This window comes from Agrobacterium sp. AGB01 (assembly GCF_014851585.1).
Taxonomy (GTDB): Bacteria; Pseudomonadota; Alphaproteobacteria; order Rhizobiales; family Rhizobiaceae; genus Agrobacterium.
In genome coordinates, this window is sequence record NZ_JACVAB010000002.1 from 1,040,171 (window position 1) to 1,057,163 (window position 16,993).

The window sequence follows — 16,993 nt, forward strand, 5'->3', positions numbered from 1 at the left end:
TTGGATGTGTGGGGTAAAAACGGGCTGTTTTCTGCCAAAACTGCATCAGACTGGTACAGGCGGCCACAGTTCGGCATCGCGCGTTAGGTAATCGGCAAAAGAAAAGGCCGCATTGCGGCGGCCTTGATGTGGTCAAATCTGGTGAGAGCGGGTCGCTTAAAGGAACTCCAGCAGCGCATCGCGCGACTGTACCCGGTCGAATTCGATCGCGACCCCTTCCATGAAGTGGCGCACGATGCGGCCCTTCATGGCGCCAAGTCTGACGATGGTGCCCATTGCGGGGCGATCGTCAACTTCGATGGCGGCACCGGACAGTGAAAGGTCGATGATGCGGCATAAAACGACGTTGCCATCTTCCAGAGTCAGTTCGGCGCGTGATTTGCGCGGCGCCAGACGATCGTGGCGACGATCTTCCGGCAGGCCGAGCTCCTGGCGCTTGGCAATCCATGCCAGCTGCGCAGAAAGTTTTTCCCGTTTGCGTTCGGTCGCGGTAATCGAAATCGTAAAACCGGACGCGTAAATCGCAGTAATCTTGCCTTCAAGTCTACCAATGTGCTGCAGGTAGGCGATAACGCGATCGCCCTGATGTCCCATCGCCGCGCAGGTGAAGTGCGCGATTTCCGAGGTCATATCCGTGATGGTGCAGTCATATTCCTCATAGTCCGGCAGCATGATGCGGCCCGACAGATTGACGGACACAGTCTGTACCTCGCGCACCGGGTGCGCGGGTTCTGCATGTGCAAAGCTGGTGGATTTAACTGAAAACATCAATATCGCACTATGGTGATTGAACAGTGCATCTCTACTGCTGTCGAGTTAACAGACCGTTCTACTTTTCGACATGAATGCAACTGTTATGCATTAAAACAAAAATTCTCGCTTCATGCGTGGTTTTTCAGGGCAGTTTCCGTCGAAACGCTCTCCAAAATACGACAGGTTTCCGGGATTAGCGTCGCCACTGGCCTGATATAGACATGCTTGCGATTTTGCGGAAACAGACCACCGATCAATCGTGGTTCGGAAGGCTGGGATGATCTGAGCGGTAACAGCAGCATTTCATAACTGATGTCATCCTCCGGTGACTGACTTTCGGATAGCTCGGTTGGATCCTGCTGTTCAACGCCTCTTACCGTGAGGATGGCAGGTATTTCCCGGTGCATCACCGTCTTGGCAATTGTCACCATGGTTTGCGCGTTTTGCGGCAGCCAGAGTTTGGAAAATTCAGTCTTGTGCAGTTCCCGTCCGAAAATCGAATACAGACGTGTTCCAGTAAGTCGGAAAACGGGTGATGTCTCATCCGCGTCCGACAGGATGAAAAGATCCGGCAACAGATGGCGGATTTTTTCAGGTTCAATGTTTTGACGTACCGGGGCGGGTGTGTCACCGCGCAGGTCATTCCAGTACGAATATAGCTCCATGCTTGCTACAATGTTCATGGATCGCCTCCATATGTCTCATTCCAGCACAGGGGACACTGGTTTTGGTGGTCTTAAGGATAGCGATGCCAGTTTCGTGCCACGGGGAAATTAAGGTTAATGAATGGTTTAGATTGAGTTCGACTGACCGACGTGGCATTGAGATCCTGTCATTTAAGGGGAAACTCTTTCAGCACAGATTTACGGGGCGGGTTAAAACCGGGGGCTCCGAAGCCGTCCTGCCAGTCAGGGCGGCTTTTTTTTCGTTCAATGGTCCTGTATGCCGTTGATGAACCGACAGTTTTGTTGCCGACGTACCGGTTTTTGACTGGGCGGTTCGGGTAAAAGGGTGAAGTGATGACAGATAATCGCGACGATGTTCCTTCTGCAGACCAAGCGCCCGCTGAAAGACCGTCAGAACCTGTCTTCAATCTGCCGGGCTTGCTGGTCATCACCCTTGCGCTTCTGGCCGTTGTTTATCTGGTTGGTGAGTACCTGCTGTCGGACGATGGTTATGCCTGGTACCTGTTCACCTTCGGTTTCATTCCCATGCGCTACGTCGTTCCATTTTCGCAGCAAGGCATGGAGTGGCTTTGGACACCGATCACCTATTCGCTGATGCATGGCAGCACCATGCATATCGTGTTCAACGGTCTGTGGTTGGCCGCCTTCGGCACCCCGGTCATGCGCCGCATCGGTGCTGTTCGCTTCATTCTTTTGTGGTGCCTCAGTGCTGCGGCGTCGGCTTTCGGCCACGCGGCGCTGAACTGGCATGACATGACTGTACTGATTGGTGCGTCGGGTGTGGTTTCTGCGCTGATGGGCGCTGCCTGCCGGTTTGCATTTCCACCGCATGGTGGCGGTTTTAATCCGTCGCTTGGCCATCTCTATCCACGCCAGAGCATTATCGCAGCCTTCAAAAACCGCACGGTGGTGATCTTTACGGTCATGTGGTTGCTGGGTAACGTGCTGGTGGCGGTTGGCGTGCCGATTTTCGGCGATGCTGCAGGCGCTATTGCGTGGGACGCGCATATTTTCGGTTTCGCGTTCGGCTTCCTGCTGTTTGACCTTTTCGATCCGCTGCCACGGCAAAAACACCGCCTCTGAGATCACAGACTGCATACGCATTGTTGGAAGTTGTGTCTTGCATTCCACCGCATGCAAGCGCAGCATTGCTGTGCCGTGGGTATGGAATAGGGGAGCTTCCATATCGGAACCGGTGGATTTTGAGGAGGAATATATGCCGATATTCGTGAAGGATTTGCTGGATGCGAAAGGTCGCGACGTTGTAACCGTATCGCCTGATGTGACGATTGCTGAAGCAGCCAAAACATTGAATCATCACAAGATCGGTGCTGTCGTGGTTGTGGATGCCAAAGGTGGCATCAAAGGCATTTTCACCGAGCGCGATATGGTGCGCGCCATTGCCGGCAAAGGTGCTGCGTCACTGGAAGAAAAGGTTTCCGGCGCGATGACCAAAAACGTGATTCGCTGTCAGAAGACATCGACCACCGACCAGCTGATGGAAATCATGACCGGTGGCCGCTTCCGCCATCTGCCGGTGGAAGACAATGGCAAGATTGCCGGAATTATCTCGATTGGTGACGTGGTCAAGGCGCGCATTGGCGAAGTCGAGGCTGAAGCTGAACAGATCAAGGCTTATATAGCCGGGTAAGTAGTGGGCCGAAACATGCTCTCGTGGTCATCCTCGGGCTTGTCCCGAGGATCTAGTCACACCTGCGCAAGTGTAAGGTTTGTGGCGGATTGGGTTAGGTCCTCGGGACAAGCCCGAGGATAACGGCTGACGCTGAACCCAATCAACGCATCAAAACCTGCTGCATGCGTTGCAGTTCTGGAATTCGGGCTCGTGTTTCCTCGTAACCACGGGTGATGGCTTCGCCGGCCCGGTGGAATTCCGACAGGCCAATATCATTGATACGTGGATGCAGTGTCAGGTCTGGCGGATCGCCTGCCAGACGAGAGCGGGAAATACGGTCCTGAATGATGTTGAAGGCCTGCACCATTACGCCAGGCAGGCCGGGGCGCTGCGCGGAGGCCGGCACCGGCAGTGGCGTCGCACCGGGTGCGCCCGCACCATGTTTGACCACGGCGGAACGCCCGAAAATGTCGTAGTTGAGGTTGACGGCGATGACCAGCGGTTGCTCATGGGCGCGGCAGACTGACACTGGCACCGGGTTGACCAACGCGCCATCAATCAATGTGCGACCATTACAATAGACCGGTTCGAAAATGCCGGGCAGTGCGTAGGATGAGCGCAATGCGGTGATCAGGTCGCCCTGATGGATCCACACCTCGTGGCCTGTCGTCAATTCGGTGGCGACCGCCACGAAGGGACGGTCGAGGCCTTCAATCGTCAGTCCCTCAAGATGTTCCTGCATACGTTTGGTCAGGCGCATGCCGCCAAACAGGCCGCCGCCGCCAATCGTCAGGTCCAGCAGGCCGGCAATGCGGCGCATGGTCAGGGAGCGGGCAAAACTTTCCAGTTCATCCAGTTTGCCTGCCAGATAACAGCCGCCGACCAGAGCGCCGATCGACGTGCCGGCAATCATGCCAATCTTGATGCCTGCCTCATCAAGCGCACGCAGAACGCCAATATGCGCCCAGCCGCGGGCAGCGCCGCCGCCCAGCGCCAGTGCAATACGTATATCGCCCCGCAGTTTGGCTTCGTTTTCGGGAAATGTCGGCTCATTACCATCAATTGTGGATAATGTGCCGGTGTTGCCGCGATTGATACCCCACCCCAACATCGCTACGACACTCCTCCTGCACATTGCGAACAAGCGTCATTAAACGCTTCTGCGGTTTCAAAACGGTTATCGCATCGAAACCGGGCAGCAGAATGGAGAAATAACGTAAGGTGTTATTTGTCGCTGTAAACGGTTGCCGGATCGAAATGCCGTTCATTATCGGTAATTTTTGTAACAGCCTCGCCATTTTCAAGGGAGACAGTACGATAAAAACACGACCGGCGGCCTGTATGGCAGGTTGCGTCATGACCAGCCACGGAAACCTTGAGCCAGATGGCGTCCTGATCGCAATCGGTGCGGATTTCGCGCACGGTCTGCAGGTTGCCGGAGGTTTCACCCTTTTTCCAGATATTGCCACGTGAGCGGCTGAAATAGTGGGCGACACCGGTTTCCAGTGTCAGGGCAACGGCTTGCGCATTCATGTGGGCAACCATCAGCAATTCGCCATCGGTCGCGTCGGTGACAACGGCGGTCACCAGACCATGGGCATCAAACTTCGGGGTGAAGCTGCCTGCGCCTTCAAGAATGGTTTTGTCGCTTGCGGGCAGGGGAAATTGTGTGCCGGTCATGTTTATACCACTGGTCAGGAAGGTGGCGAAAAGCCGCGTTTAGCGGCTGCGCACCATTGTCATGAAACGAACCTGCTCAGCAGGGTCTGTCTTGAAAGTGCCGGTGAAGCTGGTGGTCAGGGTTGAAGAACCCTGCTTCTGCACACCGCGCATGGACATGCACATATGCTCTGCATCAATCATCACGGCCACGCCGCGGGGTTTCAGAATGCCATCAATCGCGCTGGTGATCTGTGCCGTCATGTTTTCCTGCGTCTGCAGGCGACGACCAAAAATCTCGACCACGCGGGCAATCTTCGACAGGCCAAGAACACGGCCGTGGGGCAGATAGGCAATATGGGCCTTGCCGACGATTGGCACCATGTGATGCTCACAGTGGGAGAAGAATGGAATGTCGCGCACCAGCACGATGTCGTCATAACCGCCGACTTCTTCGAAAGTCGTACCAAGAACCTCTTCCGGTTCCTGTGCGTAGCCGGAAAAAAGCTCGCCATAGGCTTTGGCGACACGGCGTGGGGTGTCCAGCAGGCCTTCGCGGTCCGGGTTGTCACCGGCCCAGCGCAGGAGAACCTTCACTGCTTCTTCGGCTTCTGCCTGTGTCGGACGCATGATTTCAACGTCAGACGTTGCGCCGGCAGCAGGAAAATTCTTCACAATGGCATCCATCTTCTATCTCCCGATGCGGTTAAAGGCCGCACCTGAACTATGCAACGTGCGTGGCCATTTCCCACGCACTGTCTGCTATCTGGTTGTTTTGCACCGTTTTGGCAAGCGCTAACCCTGTTTTTCGATCAATTCAGCGGAATTTCACGACGGCTTGATGATGACGGGGCAAAATAACATATAATGTATTGGGTTGGGCAGAAAAGCCGTGCCAAGGGTGACGCTGTGTTTGAAAAAGATAACCGGTTTGACCTTGGGGCGCGCTGATACAGGTTGGTTGATGGACGATATTTACAACAACAAGATACTGGCTTTTGCCGGAAACATTCCGCTGACCGGCCCGATGGCCGATGCGGATGCCAGTGCGCAGAAACATTCGAAACTGTGTGGCTCCCGGGTAAAAGTGTATCTGAAAGTGGAAGATGGTGCCGTCAGTGCCTTTTCGCACGAAGTGAAAGCCTGTGCGTTGGGGCAGGCATCTTCCTCCATCATGGCGCATCATGTGGTGGGTGCCAGCGTTGATGAACTGCGTCAGGCGCGGCTGGATATGCTGGCCATGCTGACCAATGGCGGTGACGGCCCGACCGGCCGATTTGAGGACATGCGGGTGCTAAAGCCAGTCAAGGATTACAAGGCCCGCCACGCATCCACCATGCTGACTTTTGATGCGGTGGTGGATTGCCTCGACCAGATCGCGGCTCATCAGCCCGAGGCTGTTTCAGCCGCCACTGTTGCGGGCTAAGCCATGTGTGGCGCGCCCGGCTGCAACCACGAACCGCAGCCAACTCCACGCAAGACCGCCTCGCGCAACTGGCAGGGACCGTTTCGCAAGACGCCTGGACGCCTGCTCGGCATGGCGTTCATCCGCTTTTACCAACTGACCTTTTCCGGTTTCATCGGCAATTCCTGCCGCCATATCCCCACCTGTTCGGAATATGGTTATGAGGCGATTGCCCGCCACGGCTTTTGGGCCGGGGGATGGCTGACGCTGTTTCGTGTGGCGCGCTGCGGGCCGGGTGGCACCAGCGGTCTTGATCCGGTGCGCGAAACGCTTGGGGCAAACCAGCACTGGTGGGCACCCTGGCGATATTGGTCGCGTCACCACTGATCGCATCTTTACCCTTTGGATGAACGGCGCTAAAAGGCCTGCCAGATAAGTAAGGACTTACTTATCACACGTAAAACCACCCGCATTGGTTGGCGGGACTGGATCAAGGAGCATTGATATTATGTCAGCAGCTATTTCCCTTACATTTCCCGATGGATCGGCTCGCGAGTTTGCGCCTGGCACCACAGGCCGTGACGTCGCAGAATCCATCTCCAAATCCCTGGTCAAGAAAGCGGTTGCCATCACCATCGACGGTGAGTTGCGCGACCTGTCTGACGTTGTGACTGCTGGCAAAATCGAGATTGTGACCCGCACCGATCCGCGTGCGCTGGAGCTTATCCGGCACGACGCAGCCCATGTGATGGCTGAAGCTGTGCAGCAGCTGTGGCCCGGCACGCAGGTGACGATTGGCCCGGTTATTGAAAACGGCTTCTATTACGACTTTGCCAAGAACGAACCTTTTACGCCTGAAGATCTGCCGAAGATCGAAGCGAAGATGAAGGAAATCATTGCGCGCAATGCTGCCTTCACCAAGCAGGTCTGGTCGCGCGACAAGGCCAAGGACGTGTTTGCTGCCAAGGGCGAAAGCTACAAGGTCGAGCTGATCGACGCGATCCCGGAAGATCAGGATCTCAAGATCTATTACCAGGGCGACTGGTTTGACCTTTGCCGCGGCCCGCACATGGCCTCCACTGGCCAGATCGGCACGGCTTTCAAGCTGATGAAGGTTGCCGGTGCTTACTGGCGTGGTGACAGCAACAATCCGATGCTGACACGTATCTACGGCACAGCCTGGGCAACACAGGAAGAGCTCGACCGTTACATGCATATTCTGGCCGAGGCTGAAAAGCGCGACCACCGTCGTCTTGGCCGCGAGATGGATCTGTTCCATTTCCAGGAAGAAGGTCCGGGCGTGGTGTTCTGGCATGGCAAGGGCTGGCGCATGTTCCAGGCTCTGACAAGCTATATGCGCCGTAACCTTGAAGGCACCTATCAGGAAGTCAACGCACCGCAGGTGCTGGATGCGTCGCTGTGGGAAACCTCCGGTCACTGGGGCTGGTACCAGGAAAACATGTTTGCGGTGAAGTCGGCCTATGCCTTCACACACCCGGACGACAAGGAAGCGGACAACCGCGTTTTTGCGCTGAAGCCAATGAACTGCCCGGGTCACGTGCAGATCTTCAAACATGGCCTGAAGTCCTACCGCGAACTGCCGGTACGTCTGGCGGAGTTTGGTACCGTTCACCGTTACGAGGCTTCTGGCGCTCTGCACGGCCTGATGCGCGTACGCGGCTTTACGCAGGACGACGCACACGTGTTCTGCACGGAAGAGCAGATGGCAGCGGAATGCCTGCGCATCAACGAACTCATCCTGTCGGTCTACAAGGACTTCGGATTTGATGAAGTGGTGGTGAAGCTGTCGACACGCCCTGAAAAGCGCGTTGGTAACGATGCCCTGTGGGATCGTGCTGAAAGCGTGATGACGGATGTATTGAAGACCATCGAGGAACAGTCGGAAGGCCGCATCAAGACTGGCATTCTGCCAGGCGAGGGCGCGTTCTACGGTCCGAAGTTCGAATATACCCTTCGCGATGCGATCGGCCGTGAATGGCAGTGCGGCACGACACAGGTGGACTTCAACCTGCCGGAACGTTTTGGCGCTTTCTACATCGACCAGAACTCGGAAAAGACCCAGCCTGTGATGATCCACCGCGCGATCTGCGGTTCGATGGAACGCTTCCTTGGCATTCTGATCGAAAACTTCGCCGGTCACATGCCGCTGTGGTTTGCACCTTTGCAGGTTGTTGTTGCGACGATTACCTCCGAGGCTGACGATTACGGCCGCGAAGTTGCCGAAGCGCTGCGCGATGCGGGCATGACGGTTGAAACCGACTTCCGCAACGAGAAGATCAATTACAAGGTGCGCGAACATTCGGTCACGAAAGTTCCCGTGATCATCGTTTGTGGTCGAAAGGAAGCCGAGGAACGCTCGGTCAACATTCGCCGTCTTGGCAGCCAGGCGCAGACATCCATGTCGCTGGAAGAGGCAATCACCAGCCTCGTTGATGAGGCAACACCGCCAGACGTCAAGCGCAAGCGCGCAGCCAAGGCTGCCCGCGTAACCAAAGTAGCATAAAACAGAAACGGCGCCGAAAGGCGCCGTTTTTATATCTGCCGTTAGTGTCTGATTTTGATGATGTCTCTGGGCGGTGATGCCACGGGAGACTTGACGTGACGTCAGGATCAGAAGTCGCCGCTGCCGTCGTCAGTGTTTTCAGGCTCCTTCATCAGCACTTCCACGTCGGTATCGTGGCTTGCCTCAACGGTGAAGTTGCTCTGGTAGACCTTGTCCTTGTTACGGGCGATGGCGGTATATTCGCCTTCAGCCAGCACCATTGTGGAAAAGGCGCTAACGCTTTCGCTGACGATATCACCGCCGCTGGTCAGAACCGACCATGCGGTATCGGCAATGGCTTCTCCGCCTTTTTCAGACACCAGTTTCAGCGTTGCCTGTGCTGCGTGGTGCTGCAAGGTGGCTTCGGTCAATTTGCCCGCTTCAACCTGAATATCGGCACGGACAACGGCGTTGATGCCGCCATATTCCGACACGACATGATAGGTGCCGGCATTCAGGCGGATGATGGTGTTTGGCTTGACGTCGTTCATGACCAGCTTGCGCTCGCCATCGTCACTGACATCGGATGAGTAGACCGAAAATTTCAGCAGGTTGCCGGGGATCTTGCGGTCTGTTCCAGCCGTTGCATTCAGCACGAAGCCGCCGGCATCCAGAATGAGAACCTGCTTGTCGACCTTGCCGGACATTGGGACAACCAGCTTCTTGGTGACGCCAGCGCGGCCGAAGGTAACATTAATGAAATAGTCGCCGGGCAACAGGTGGAAGGTGGCAGTGCCGCCTTCGGAACTGGCCAGCATCGGCAGCTTGCCATCTTCACCGGGAATAGGGCTAAACACGCGCCAGGCAAGGCCTTGCTGCATGGCCTCACCATCACCGGTCAGCTTTGCCTCGAGAATGACATCAGATGCAGTTTGTGCCGGTTCGCTGGCCGAGGGCGGCGTGAAGGCATTGAGCTTTGGCATTTTGGCGGTGCCGCCAAGCTGCTTGAAACCCTGGAACGCATCATTGGCAAAAACGGCATGAGACGGCATAACAATAGCGCCGACCGCGATTGCCAGACTTGCCGCAAATTTGATGGCTTTCATGATTGTTACCAATTGACTTCTGTATTTCCGGGGACCACTTGAAACCGAAGGTCATGGCTATTTCAAGACCCATACCCTTACATGCCACAGCAATGGAAGACCGTTATCATGAAAAGTGACATCACGCTTCTGGATTATCTCAATGTCCGTCGCTCAATTCCCGCTTTCCAGCTTTCAGAACCCGGCCCCGAAAAGGCCGAGATCGAAGAAATCTTACGCCTTTCGGTGCGTGTGCCTGACCATGGCAAGCTGGCCCCTTGGCGTTTTATCGTTTACCGCGGCGAGCAGCGTGAAAAACTAGGACGTGAGATGCTGGCGCTGGCGCTGGCTGACAAGCCGGACATGAGCGACGAACAGAAGCAGGTGGAACTGACACGCTTTACCCGCGCCCCGGTTGTTGTTGCTGTTATCAGCACCGCCGGTCCGCATGTCAAAATCCCTGAATGGGAGCAGATCATGTCGGCTGGTGCGGTGTGCCTTAACCTGATCATGGCGGCCAATGCCCATGGTTATGCGGCCAACTGGTTGACCGAATGGATGGCATTTGACGCCAAGGCATGGCCAGCACTCGGCATTGATGCCAGCGAAAAAGTCGCGGGCTTTATCCATATTGGCTCTACGACATTCCCGCCGGTCGAACGTCCGCGCCCCAACGTATCAGACGTTGTGACCTGGGTGGGCTAAGGGTATGTTCTACGAGACAGCAGCGAATGCCCACGGCCTGCGACATGATCCATTCAAGGCGATTGTCGCACCACGGCCGATTGGCTGGATTGGTACCAAGGGTAATGACGGGTCTTTCAACCTGTCTCCCTATTCCTTTTTTAACGTTGTCTCGGACAATCCCAAAATCGTGATGTTCTCGTCCAGCGGTCGCAAGCACAGCCTGCGCAATGCCGAGGAGACGGGTGTGTTTACCGCAAGCCTCGTTAGCCGTGACCTGGTGGAAAAGACCAATCTTTCCTCGCGTGCGGTCGACTACGGCGTCGATGAGTTTCAGCTTGCTGGTCTGACCTCTAAAATGGGCCATGTGGTGCAAGCGCCTTTTGTCGCTGAAGCCCATGCGGCGCTGGAGTGCCGTGTCACACAAATCCTGCAGCCGGTTGGTCTTGATGGTGAGGCGGCGGATAGCTGGATGGTGTTTGGGCAGGTGATTGCCATTCATATTGACGATTCGATCATCCGTGATGGTCGTCTCGACATGGGCCTTGCCCGGCCGATCGGCCGCATGGGTTACATGGATTATTGTGATGGCGGTTCGGATGTTTTCGAGCTGCAAAGACCATAGGATGTTCGCAATGTCCTGAAACCCGTGGGGATTTAGTCTGTTGCGCTCGACGCCTTCCATGAAATCAAGACGCCGGAATGCTTTACCGCATTGCCGGCGTTTTTGTTTTCCTGCGCAAATTCTTATGGTTTTTCAGCCGTTAACAAGCATGGTGAACCAAACGTAAACCATTTGCTCCTAGGGTACATCAACGGGCAGAGATGAGGCGGGACCGTTTTTCGTACGCTTCTCCTGTTCGGCCTGAAATGTGGTGATGTATTCAAGAGGCTGCTGTGATCGTTAAGGCATTCCTTCGCTGGTCTGAGACGGCAAAAGTTGCAGATAGAGCTAGTGCAGCCAATGCTCTTGGTCGCGCCTATCTCGTCGAAGGCATGAACAAGGAGCAGCATGAGGCCGCCTATATGGCGTTGACCTATCTGCTGGATGATCCGTCGCCACGCGTGCGTCTTTCGCTTGCGGAAGCCATTTGTGATTCCCCCGTTGCGCCACGCGCCATTGTTGTTGCGCTGGCCGAAGACCAGCCGGAGATTTCCGGCACTGTCATCATGCGCTCGCCGGTTCTGCGCGACATGGATCTGGTTGATCTTGTCGGCCGTGGTGATGTGGCAACCCGTTCCTTTATCGCCGCACGTCCTTATCTGACCCGTGGCGTGTGTGCCGCGCTGGCGGAAGTCGCCGATCTCGGCGAACTGTTCATTCTGCTGGAAAACGAACTGATCGATATCTCGCGCATTTCGCTGCGCCGTATTGTCGAGCGTTTTGGCGAACAGGCCGAAATTCGCAACCTACTTCTGGAGCGTGATGACCTGCCGGCTGATGCCCGCCATGCGCTGTTGAACCATGTCGGCAGTGCGCTTGCCTGTTCTGATTTGGTCAATGCCTTTGTCGACCGCTCGCGCATCGATTACGTCATTCGTGACGCCGGTGACACGGCAACCGTTGAAATTCTGGCTTCGGTGCCACAGGCCGATATGCCTGCCTTTGTCGACCATCTGCGCAAAAGCGGTGAGTTGAACCCGGCATTGCTGATTTATGCGCTATGTGCCGGTCGCCTGAGTTTCTTCAGTGAAGCCATGTCCAATCTGTCACAGCTGGATGAAAAGCGCGTACGCTCCATTCTGGCAACCGGTCGCGTGCCGGCAGTGCAGGTGCTGTTCCATTCTGCCGGGCTGTCAAAAGACATCTGCGCCGTGTTTGTGGATGCAACGCTGTTGTGGCGTGATGCGGCGCAGTCGATTTCCGGCGTGGCGCTGGAGGATATTTGCGGCAATCTGGTTGCTAAGTTCCGTGCGCGTCACGGGCTACCAGCGGTCGTCGATGAGCTTCTCGATATGCTGGAAAAGCTGCAGATGAACGAGCAGCGACAGAGAGCGCGCTCTTATGCCAGCGGCCTGATGATTGACGCTGCCTGATCCGGCCTTCTGATCCTCGTTTTGGTGAAATGCCTTATTTGGTAAAGCGTTTCGCCATCCAGGAATAACTGTCCTCGACAATTCTCACCGGTTTGACAAACAGGTTTTTGACGCCTTCCGTTGATGGAAGAATACGTCTGACGCGGGTAATGGCCTGTGCAGTCAGTGACTGTTCGTGTTCAGCCGTCATCGGCGCCTGTCCGTCAGCCTCGACATGCGCTTCTGCCGCATTTGGCTCGGTTGTCGGTGCGCTGGCTGTCTGGGCATCCGGTGTCTGGCACACGGCAACGACAACCGGGTAGGGCGCATTGGCGTAATTGCCCAGTTCCTTTTCGGAAGCGGCATCACACAGCTCGATACTGGTCCATTGCTGCTGCAAGGTCGCCACGTGATGGCAATCGACGGCGCTGTCGTCGCAGCCAAGAATGGTCATGAGGACAAAGGCTGTTTTCATATCTCTGGCTGCCTTGAAGGGTAAAATCGCACCGTAGAAACTGTGTTTTGGGAATTGCACGCCAATTGCAGTTACAATAGGGCAGATGAATTCTCACAAAACAGACGTGGCATAATTTTATGACGATCTCAATTCAGCTGGAACAAGCCGATCAGCCAGATATCATCACACTGCTGGAAATGTCGGATGCCTATATGGCGTCGCTCTATCCCGCGGAAAGCAATCACCTGCTTGATGTTACCACCTTGATGAAGCCGGAGGTTTCATTTCTGGTGGCGCGCAAGGACGAGCAGATTGTCGGCTGTTGTGCGCTGGTGTCGCAGGGTGACGGTTTTGCCGAGATCAAACGGATGTTTGTCGATCCGAACGCACGCGGCCTGAAAATCGGGCAGAAGCTGATGGACGCTATTGAAACGCTCGGTCGCGATCTTGGCCTGCGGGCCATTCGTCTGGAAACCGGCATCAGCCAGCCAGAAGCGATTGGTCTTTACCGCAAGGCGGGTTTCGAGGATGTGCCGGCCTTTGCGCCTTACCAGCCTGATCCGCTCAGCCTTTTTATGCAAAAGACCCTCTGAATGACAAAACCCGCTAAACCAGGTTTAGCGGGTTTTCTTTTGGGTCGTTTAAGAGGCCGCTTTTCTGAGTGGCGGCGGTGGTGCCTGCGTGCCGTCAGCCGATGCGGATATGTCCACGGTCTCTGCCGGGGTGGATGACAGTTCCACCTCACGCACCCATTCACGCCAAATGGCAACCAGAAGCGCCATCAGCACCGGACCGATGAACAGGCCGAGGAAACCCATGGTTTTCACGCCGCCAACCAGGCCGAAGAAGGTTGGCAGAAATGGCAGCTTGATCGGGCCACCGACCAGACGCGGACGAATGGTCTTGTCAACAATGAACAGTTCCACCGAACCCCAGACGAACAGGCCAACACCGGCTGCGACCGAACCGCTGGCCACCAGATAGATCGACACCAGCGTAAAGGACAGCGGTGCGCCACCGGGAATAAGCGCCATGACGCCGGTCAGCACACCGAGCGTGACAGGCGAGGGTACACCGGCAATCCAGTAGGCGATGCCGAGAATGATACCTTCACCAATCGCGATCAGCGTCATGCCTGTGACGGTCGAGCTGATGGTGGCCGGTACAACGCGCGAAATCCGCTCCCAGCGGGTTGGCAGAATACGCTCGCCGAGCAGGTCCACCTGTTTGGAGAAGGAAGCGCCATTGCGATAGACGAAGAACAGCGCAATCAGCAGAAACAGCAGCGTCAGGATAAGGTGGAAGGCGCCGTTACCGGCAGCCAGAACGGCGCGGTAGATGTTGCCGATGTTTGCGCCACTGACCAGTTGAATGACCTCACCAATCGCACCTGGCGTGCCGATATATTTTGTCCATTGTTCTGTCAGCCATACGCCAACACCCGGCATACCGGAAATCCATTCCGGTACCGGTGCACCATACCGGTTTGCCTCAACCGCCCAGCCAAACCATTCGCGAATTTCACTGGCCGTATAGGACGCGGCAATGACGATTGGCACAATCAGGAAGGTGATGATGAGAATGATGGCGATGGTGGCGCCAACGGTCGTGTTGCCACCGACATTCTTCAGCAGCTTTCTGTACAGCGGCCAGCTTGCAAAGCCGATAACCAATGCGGCCAGCACCGGCACTAAAAAGCCGTGAAAGAAGTAGATACCGGCAGCGACGATCAGAATTAGAAGCCAGCGAGCAGCGGATATGGAAGGTATGAGCGCCATACGGGACGGCGTGACAGGGCCGAGCCATTTCTGCTCGCTCTGTGGTCTATGGGTGTCTGCGCTGCTCACAACGAATGTCTCTTTCGCATTTCGAAATGTTTCCCTTCAGTGTCACACGGCGACGTTGTTTTGTGCAAACCTTAAAGGGTCATTCCATCGTTTTTATTGTCCTCACTTAATATAGTGAAGGATTTTGGTAAAAATAACGCAACACCCTTGGCTCAAATATATAAATATGACAATTACCCATCACTTTTCGCATGCTGCGATGTGATTGCAGCGACTACCGGAAGTAGATGAGATGCTAAAGCGGTTCTTTTCCTATTATCGCCCTTACCGGGGTTTGTTCATAATCGACTTTTCCTGCGCCGTGCTGTCTGGCGTGCTGGAACTCGGCTTTCCCATGGCCGTCAAAGCGTTCGTGGATATTCTTTTGCCGCAGGGTGACTGGCCGGTCATTTTGCTGGCGTCGATCGGATTGCTGGCGGTTTACGTGGTCAATACGGGCCTGATGGCCATTGTCACTTATTGGGGACATATGCTCGGCATCAATATCGAAACCGATATGCGCCGGCTGGCCTTTGACCATTTGCAGAAACTGTCCTTCCGCTTTTTCGACAATCAGAAGACCGGCCATCTTGTAGGCCGCCTGACCAAAGATCTGGAAGAGATTGGCGAAGTGGCCCATCACGGCCCTGAAGACCTGTTCATTGCCATCATGACCTTTATCGGCGCATTGTTGCTGATGATGTCGGTCAATGTGCATCTGGCGCTGATTACTGCCGCTGTGGTGCCCGTGACCGCCTGGGTGACCAGCCGTTACGGTGGGCGCATGACGCAGAACTTCCGCGCACTTTACGGCCGGGTAGGCGACTTCAATGCGCGTATTGAGGAAAATGTCGGCGGCATGCGCGTTGTGCAGGCTTTTGCCAATGAGGACCACGAGCGCAAGCTGTTTGAGACCGACAACCAGAACTACCGCACCACCAAGCTGAATGCTTACCGCATCATGGCGGCCAGCACGTCGCTGAGCTACATGAGCATGCGTCTGACGCAGATGATCGTCATGATTGCCGGCGCCTGGTTCGTGCTGAAGGGCGACCTGACCAATGGTGGTTTCGTTGGCTTCCTGTTGCTGGTTGGCGTGTTCTTCCGTCCGGTTGAAAAGATCAACTCGGTGATTGAAACCTATCCCAAGGGTATTGCCGGTTTCCGTCGCTTCCTGGAGTTGATGGAAACAGCACCGGATATTGAAGATGCACCCGACGCCATTGATGCACCGGCCCTGCGTGGCAATATTTCCTACAGCAATGTCGGTTTCAGCTACAGCGACAAGCGCGACATTCTTCGCGGCATCAATCTTGACATCAAGGCCGGGGAAACGGTTGCTTTTGTTGGCCCCTCCGGTGCCGGTAAAACAACGCTTTGCTCGCTGCTGCCGCGTTTTTATGACGTGACGTCAGGTTCGATCTCGATCGATGGCATCGACATCAGAAAGATGAAGCTGTCGTCGCTGCGCAGCCAGATCGGTATCGTGCAGCAGGATGTGTTCCTGTTTGGCGGTACGGTGCGTGAAAACATCGCTTACGGACGCCTTGGAGCGACCGAGGCCGAGATCAAGAGTGCGGCGGCGCGCGCCAAGCTCGACACCGTCATTGCCGCCATGCCGAACGGGCTGGATACGGTGATTGGTGAGCGCGGTGTGAAACTGTCCGGCGGTCAGAAGCAGCGTCTGGCGATTGCCCGCATGTTCCTGAAAAACCCGTCCATTCTTATTCTGGACGAAGCGACATCGGCGCTCGATACGGAAACTGAACGGGCCATCCAGCAATCGCTGGCCGAGCTTTCCAAGGGCCGCACGACACTGGTTATCGCCCACCGCCTGGCAACCATCCGTGATGCCTCGCGCATCGTGGTGGTGGATGAAACCGGCATTGCCGAAACTGGCAACCACGAACAGCTGATCGAGGCAAAAGGCCCTTACAGCCGTTTGCATGCGGCACAGTTCGGTCTGGCTGGCGCTTAAAGTCGTGACGATGACACTGCGTTAATGACAAAAGCCCGGTAGTTTTATCGGGCTTTTTTCTGCTGTTTATTACGGTTATGGGTTCGGCCGCAACATGGCGCGCGGAGTGTGAGGAGCTTAAAAGAGCTTTGACAACGGTGTTAAGTCAAAAGGTTTCCTCCGTCTGCGCAGACGCGCTCCACTGGACTACTGACATCCCTCGGGCAAGCCAAAGGATAGGGGTGAGGGGCGTGTGTGGCTGCGTCTTGCCATCATAACGTCTCGTCTTCACGTCATCCTAGGGCTTGTCCCTAATATCTAATCACATC

Annotated in this window: 18 protein-coding genes; 10 read left to right on the plus strand and 8 right to left on the minus strand. The window is 55.6% G+C overall.

Annotation, left to right across the window (positions count from 1 at the left end):
• Nucleotides 1–156: 156 nt before the first annotated feature.
• The gene (locus IB237_RS11705; RefSeq protein WP_192488776.1) at nucleotides 157–768 is read right to left on the minus strand and encodes a PilZ domain-containing protein; all 612 of its coding nucleotides are present in this window, start codon (nucleotides 766–768) and stop codon (nucleotides 157–159) included.
• A gap of 113 nt (nucleotides 769–881) precedes the next feature.
• The gene (locus IB237_RS11710) at nucleotides 882–1,436 is read right to left on the minus strand and encodes a PAS domain-containing protein (protein ID WP_192488777.1); all 555 of its coding nucleotides are present in this window, start codon (nucleotides 1,434–1,436) and stop codon (nucleotides 882–884) included.
• 336 nt (nucleotides 1,437–1,772) lie between these two features.
• Between IB237_RS11710 and IB237_RS11715 the strand changes: the two genes are divergently transcribed.
• Nucleotides 1,773–2,522, plus strand: coding sequence for a rhomboid family intramembrane serine protease (locus IB237_RS11715; RefSeq protein ID WP_192488778.1), 750 nt, complete (start codon nucleotides 1,773–1,775; stop codon nucleotides 2,520–2,522).
• A 133-nt stretch (nucleotides 2,523–2,655) separates the two neighbouring features.
• Complete coding sequence (locus IB237_RS11720; RefSeq protein ID WP_192488779.1) at nucleotides 2,656–3,090, plus strand: CBS domain-containing protein; 435 nt, start codon at nucleotides 2,656–2,658, stop codon at nucleotides 3,088–3,090.
• Nucleotides 3,091–3,232: 142 nt separating this feature from the next.
• On the opposite strand, the gene IB237_RS11725 is transcribed toward IB237_RS11720, so the two are convergent.
• The 3 genes from IB237_RS11725 to folE form a co-directional block, all read right to left on the minus strand.
• On the minus strand, nucleotides 3,233–4,183 hold the full coding sequence (locus IB237_RS11725; protein ID WP_192488780.1) for a patatin-like phospholipase family protein: 951 nt from the start codon (nucleotides 4,181–4,183) through the stop codon (nucleotides 3,233–3,235).
• A 113-nt stretch (nucleotides 4,184–4,296) separates the two neighbouring features.
• Nucleotides 4,297–4,752, minus strand: a complete 456-nt coding sequence (gene hisI, locus IB237_RS11730; RefSeq protein WP_192488781.1) for a phosphoribosyl-AMP cyclohydrolase — start codon at nucleotides 4,750–4,752, stop codon at nucleotides 4,297–4,299.
• A gap of 39 nt (nucleotides 4,753–4,791) precedes the next feature.
• On the minus strand, nucleotides 4,792–5,418 hold the full coding sequence (gene folE / locus IB237_RS11735) for a GTP cyclohydrolase I FolE (RefSeq protein ID WP_192488782.1): 627 nt from the start codon (nucleotides 5,416–5,418) through the stop codon (nucleotides 4,792–4,794).
• 277 nt (nucleotides 5,419–5,695) lie between these two features.
• Between folE and IB237_RS11740 the strand changes: the two genes are divergently transcribed.
• From IB237_RS11740 to thrS, 3 genes are all read left to right on the plus strand, one after another.
• Nucleotides 5,696–6,157: an iron-sulfur cluster assembly scaffold protein gene (locus tag IB237_RS11740; RefSeq protein ID WP_192488783.1), complete on the plus strand. Its 462-nt coding sequence runs from the start codon at nucleotides 5,696–5,698 to the stop codon at nucleotides 6,155–6,157.
• 3 nt (nucleotides 6,158–6,160) lie between these two features.
• Nucleotides 6,161–6,523 (plus strand): membrane protein insertion efficiency factor YidD, encoded by a 363-nt coding sequence (gene yidD, locus IB237_RS11745; RefSeq protein ID WP_192488784.1) that lies wholly within the window; start codon nucleotides 6,161–6,163, stop codon nucleotides 6,521–6,523.
• Nucleotides 6,524–6,644: 121 nt separating this feature from the next.
• Nucleotides 6,645–8,660, plus strand: coding sequence for a threonine--tRNA ligase (gene thrS / locus IB237_RS11750; protein WP_192488785.1), 2,016 nt, complete (start codon nucleotides 6,645–6,647; stop codon nucleotides 8,658–8,660).
• Between the two features lie 107 nt (nucleotides 8,661–8,767).
• On the opposite strand, the gene IB237_RS11755 is transcribed toward thrS, so the two are convergent.
• Complete coding sequence (locus tag IB237_RS11755; protein ID WP_192488786.1) at nucleotides 8,768–9,745, minus strand: hypothetical protein; 978 nt, start codon at nucleotides 9,743–9,745, stop codon at nucleotides 8,768–8,770.
• Between the two features lie 108 nt (nucleotides 9,746–9,853).
• Here IB237_RS11755 and IB237_RS11760 point away from each other — a divergent pair, with 108 nt between their 5' ends.
• The 3 genes from IB237_RS11760 (at nucleotide 9,854) to IB237_RS11770 (ending at nucleotide 12,445) form a co-directional block, all read left to right on the plus strand.
• Nucleotides 9,854–10,429, plus strand: coding sequence for a nitroreductase (locus IB237_RS11760; protein ID WP_192488787.1), 576 nt, complete (start codon nucleotides 9,854–9,856; stop codon nucleotides 10,427–10,429).
• 4 nt (nucleotides 10,430–10,433) lie between these two features.
• Nucleotides 10,434–11,033: a flavin reductase family protein gene (locus tag IB237_RS11765; RefSeq protein ID WP_192488788.1), complete on the plus strand. Its 600-nt coding sequence runs from the start codon at nucleotides 10,434–10,436 to the stop codon at nucleotides 11,031–11,033.
• 272 nt (nucleotides 11,034–11,305) lie between these two features.
• Entirely contained in the window at nucleotides 11,306–12,445 is a 1,140-nt protein-coding gene (locus tag IB237_RS11770; protein WP_192488789.1) for a DUF2336 domain-containing protein, read from the plus strand.
• Nucleotides 12,446–12,479: 34 nt separating this feature from the next.
• Here the strand turns inward: IB237_RS11770 and IB237_RS11775 are convergent, their stop codons facing one another.
• Complete coding sequence (locus tag IB237_RS11775) at nucleotides 12,480–12,899, minus strand: hypothetical protein (protein WP_192488790.1); 420 nt, start codon at nucleotides 12,897–12,899, stop codon at nucleotides 12,480–12,482.
• 119 nt (nucleotides 12,900–13,018) lie between these two features.
• Between IB237_RS11775 and IB237_RS11780 the strand changes: the two genes are divergently transcribed.
• Nucleotides 13,019–13,474, plus strand: a complete 456-nt coding sequence (locus tag IB237_RS11780) for a GNAT family N-acetyltransferase (protein WP_192488791.1) — start codon at nucleotides 13,019–13,021, stop codon at nucleotides 13,472–13,474.
• A 48-nt stretch (nucleotides 13,475–13,522) separates the two neighbouring features.
• Here the strand turns inward: IB237_RS11780 and IB237_RS11785 are convergent, their stop codons facing one another.
• Nucleotides 13,523–14,728 carry an AI-2E family transporter gene (locus IB237_RS11785; protein WP_371815294.1) on the minus strand — a complete coding sequence of 402 codons (1,206 nt, stop codon included), beginning with the start codon at nucleotides 14,726–14,728 and terminating at the stop codon, nucleotides 13,523–13,525.
• Nucleotides 14,729–14,960: 232 nt separating this feature from the next.
• Between IB237_RS11785 and IB237_RS11790 the strand changes: the two genes are divergently transcribed.
• Entirely contained in the window at nucleotides 14,961–16,685 is a 1,725-nt protein-coding gene (locus IB237_RS11790; protein ID WP_192488792.1) for an ABC transporter ATP-binding protein, read from the plus strand.
• Nucleotides 16,686–16,993: the final 308 nt, after the last annotated feature.

Excerpts from the sequence above, each read along its gene's own strand:
- IB237_RS11705 (WP_192488776.1), bottom strand. The coding sequence starts at position 768 with ATGTTTTCAGTTAAATCCACCAGCTTTGCACATGCAGAACCCGCGCAC.
- IB237_RS11710 (WP_192488777.1), bottom strand. The coding sequence starts at position 1,436 with ATGAACATTGTAGCAAGCATGGAGCTATATTCGTACTGGAATGACCTG.
- IB237_RS11715 (WP_192488778.1), top strand. The coding sequence starts at position 1,773 with ATGACAGATAATCGCGACGATGTTCCTTCTGCAGACCAAGCGCCCGCT.
- IB237_RS11720 (WP_192488779.1), top strand. The coding sequence starts at position 2,656 with ATGCCGATATTCGTGAAGGATTTGCTGGATGCGAAAGGTCGCGACGTT.
- IB237_RS11725 (WP_192488780.1), bottom strand. The coding sequence starts at position 4,183 with ATGTTGGGGTGGGGTATCAATCGCGGCAACACCGGCACATTATCCACA.
- hisI (WP_192488781.1), bottom strand. The coding sequence starts at position 4,752 with ATGACCGGCACACAATTTCCCCTGCCCGCAAGCGACAAAACCATTCTT.
- folE (WP_192488782.1), bottom strand. The coding sequence starts at position 5,418 with ATGGATGCCATTGTGAAGAATTTTCCTGCTGCCGGCGCAACGTCTGAC.
- IB237_RS11740 (WP_192488783.1), top strand. The coding sequence starts at position 5,696 with ATGGACGATATTTACAACAACAAGATACTGGCTTTTGCCGGAAACATT.
- yidD (WP_192488784.1), top strand. The coding sequence starts at position 6,161 with ATGTGTGGCGCGCCCGGCTGCAACCACGAACCGCAGCCAACTCCACGC.
- thrS (WP_192488785.1), top strand. The coding sequence starts at position 6,645 with ATGTCAGCAGCTATTTCCCTTACATTTCCCGATGGATCGGCTCGCGAG.
- IB237_RS11755 (WP_192488786.1), bottom strand. The coding sequence starts at position 9,745 with ATGAAAGCCATCAAATTTGCGGCAAGTCTGGCAATCGCGGTCGGCGCT.
- IB237_RS11760 (WP_192488787.1), top strand. The coding sequence starts at position 9,854 with ATGAAAAGTGACATCACGCTTCTGGATTATCTCAATGTCCGTCGCTCA.
- IB237_RS11765 (WP_192488788.1), top strand. The coding sequence starts at position 10,434 with ATGTTCTACGAGACAGCAGCGAATGCCCACGGCCTGCGACATGATCCA.
- IB237_RS11775 (WP_192488790.1), bottom strand. The coding sequence starts at position 12,899 with ATGAAAACAGCCTTTGTCCTCATGACCATTCTTGGCTGCGACGACAGC.
- IB237_RS11780 (WP_192488791.1), top strand. The coding sequence starts at position 13,019 with ATGACGATCTCAATTCAGCTGGAACAAGCCGATCAGCCAGATATCATC.
- IB237_RS11790 (WP_192488792.1), top strand. The coding sequence starts at position 14,961 with ATGCTAAAGCGGTTCTTTTCCTATTATCGCCCTTACCGGGGTTTGTTC.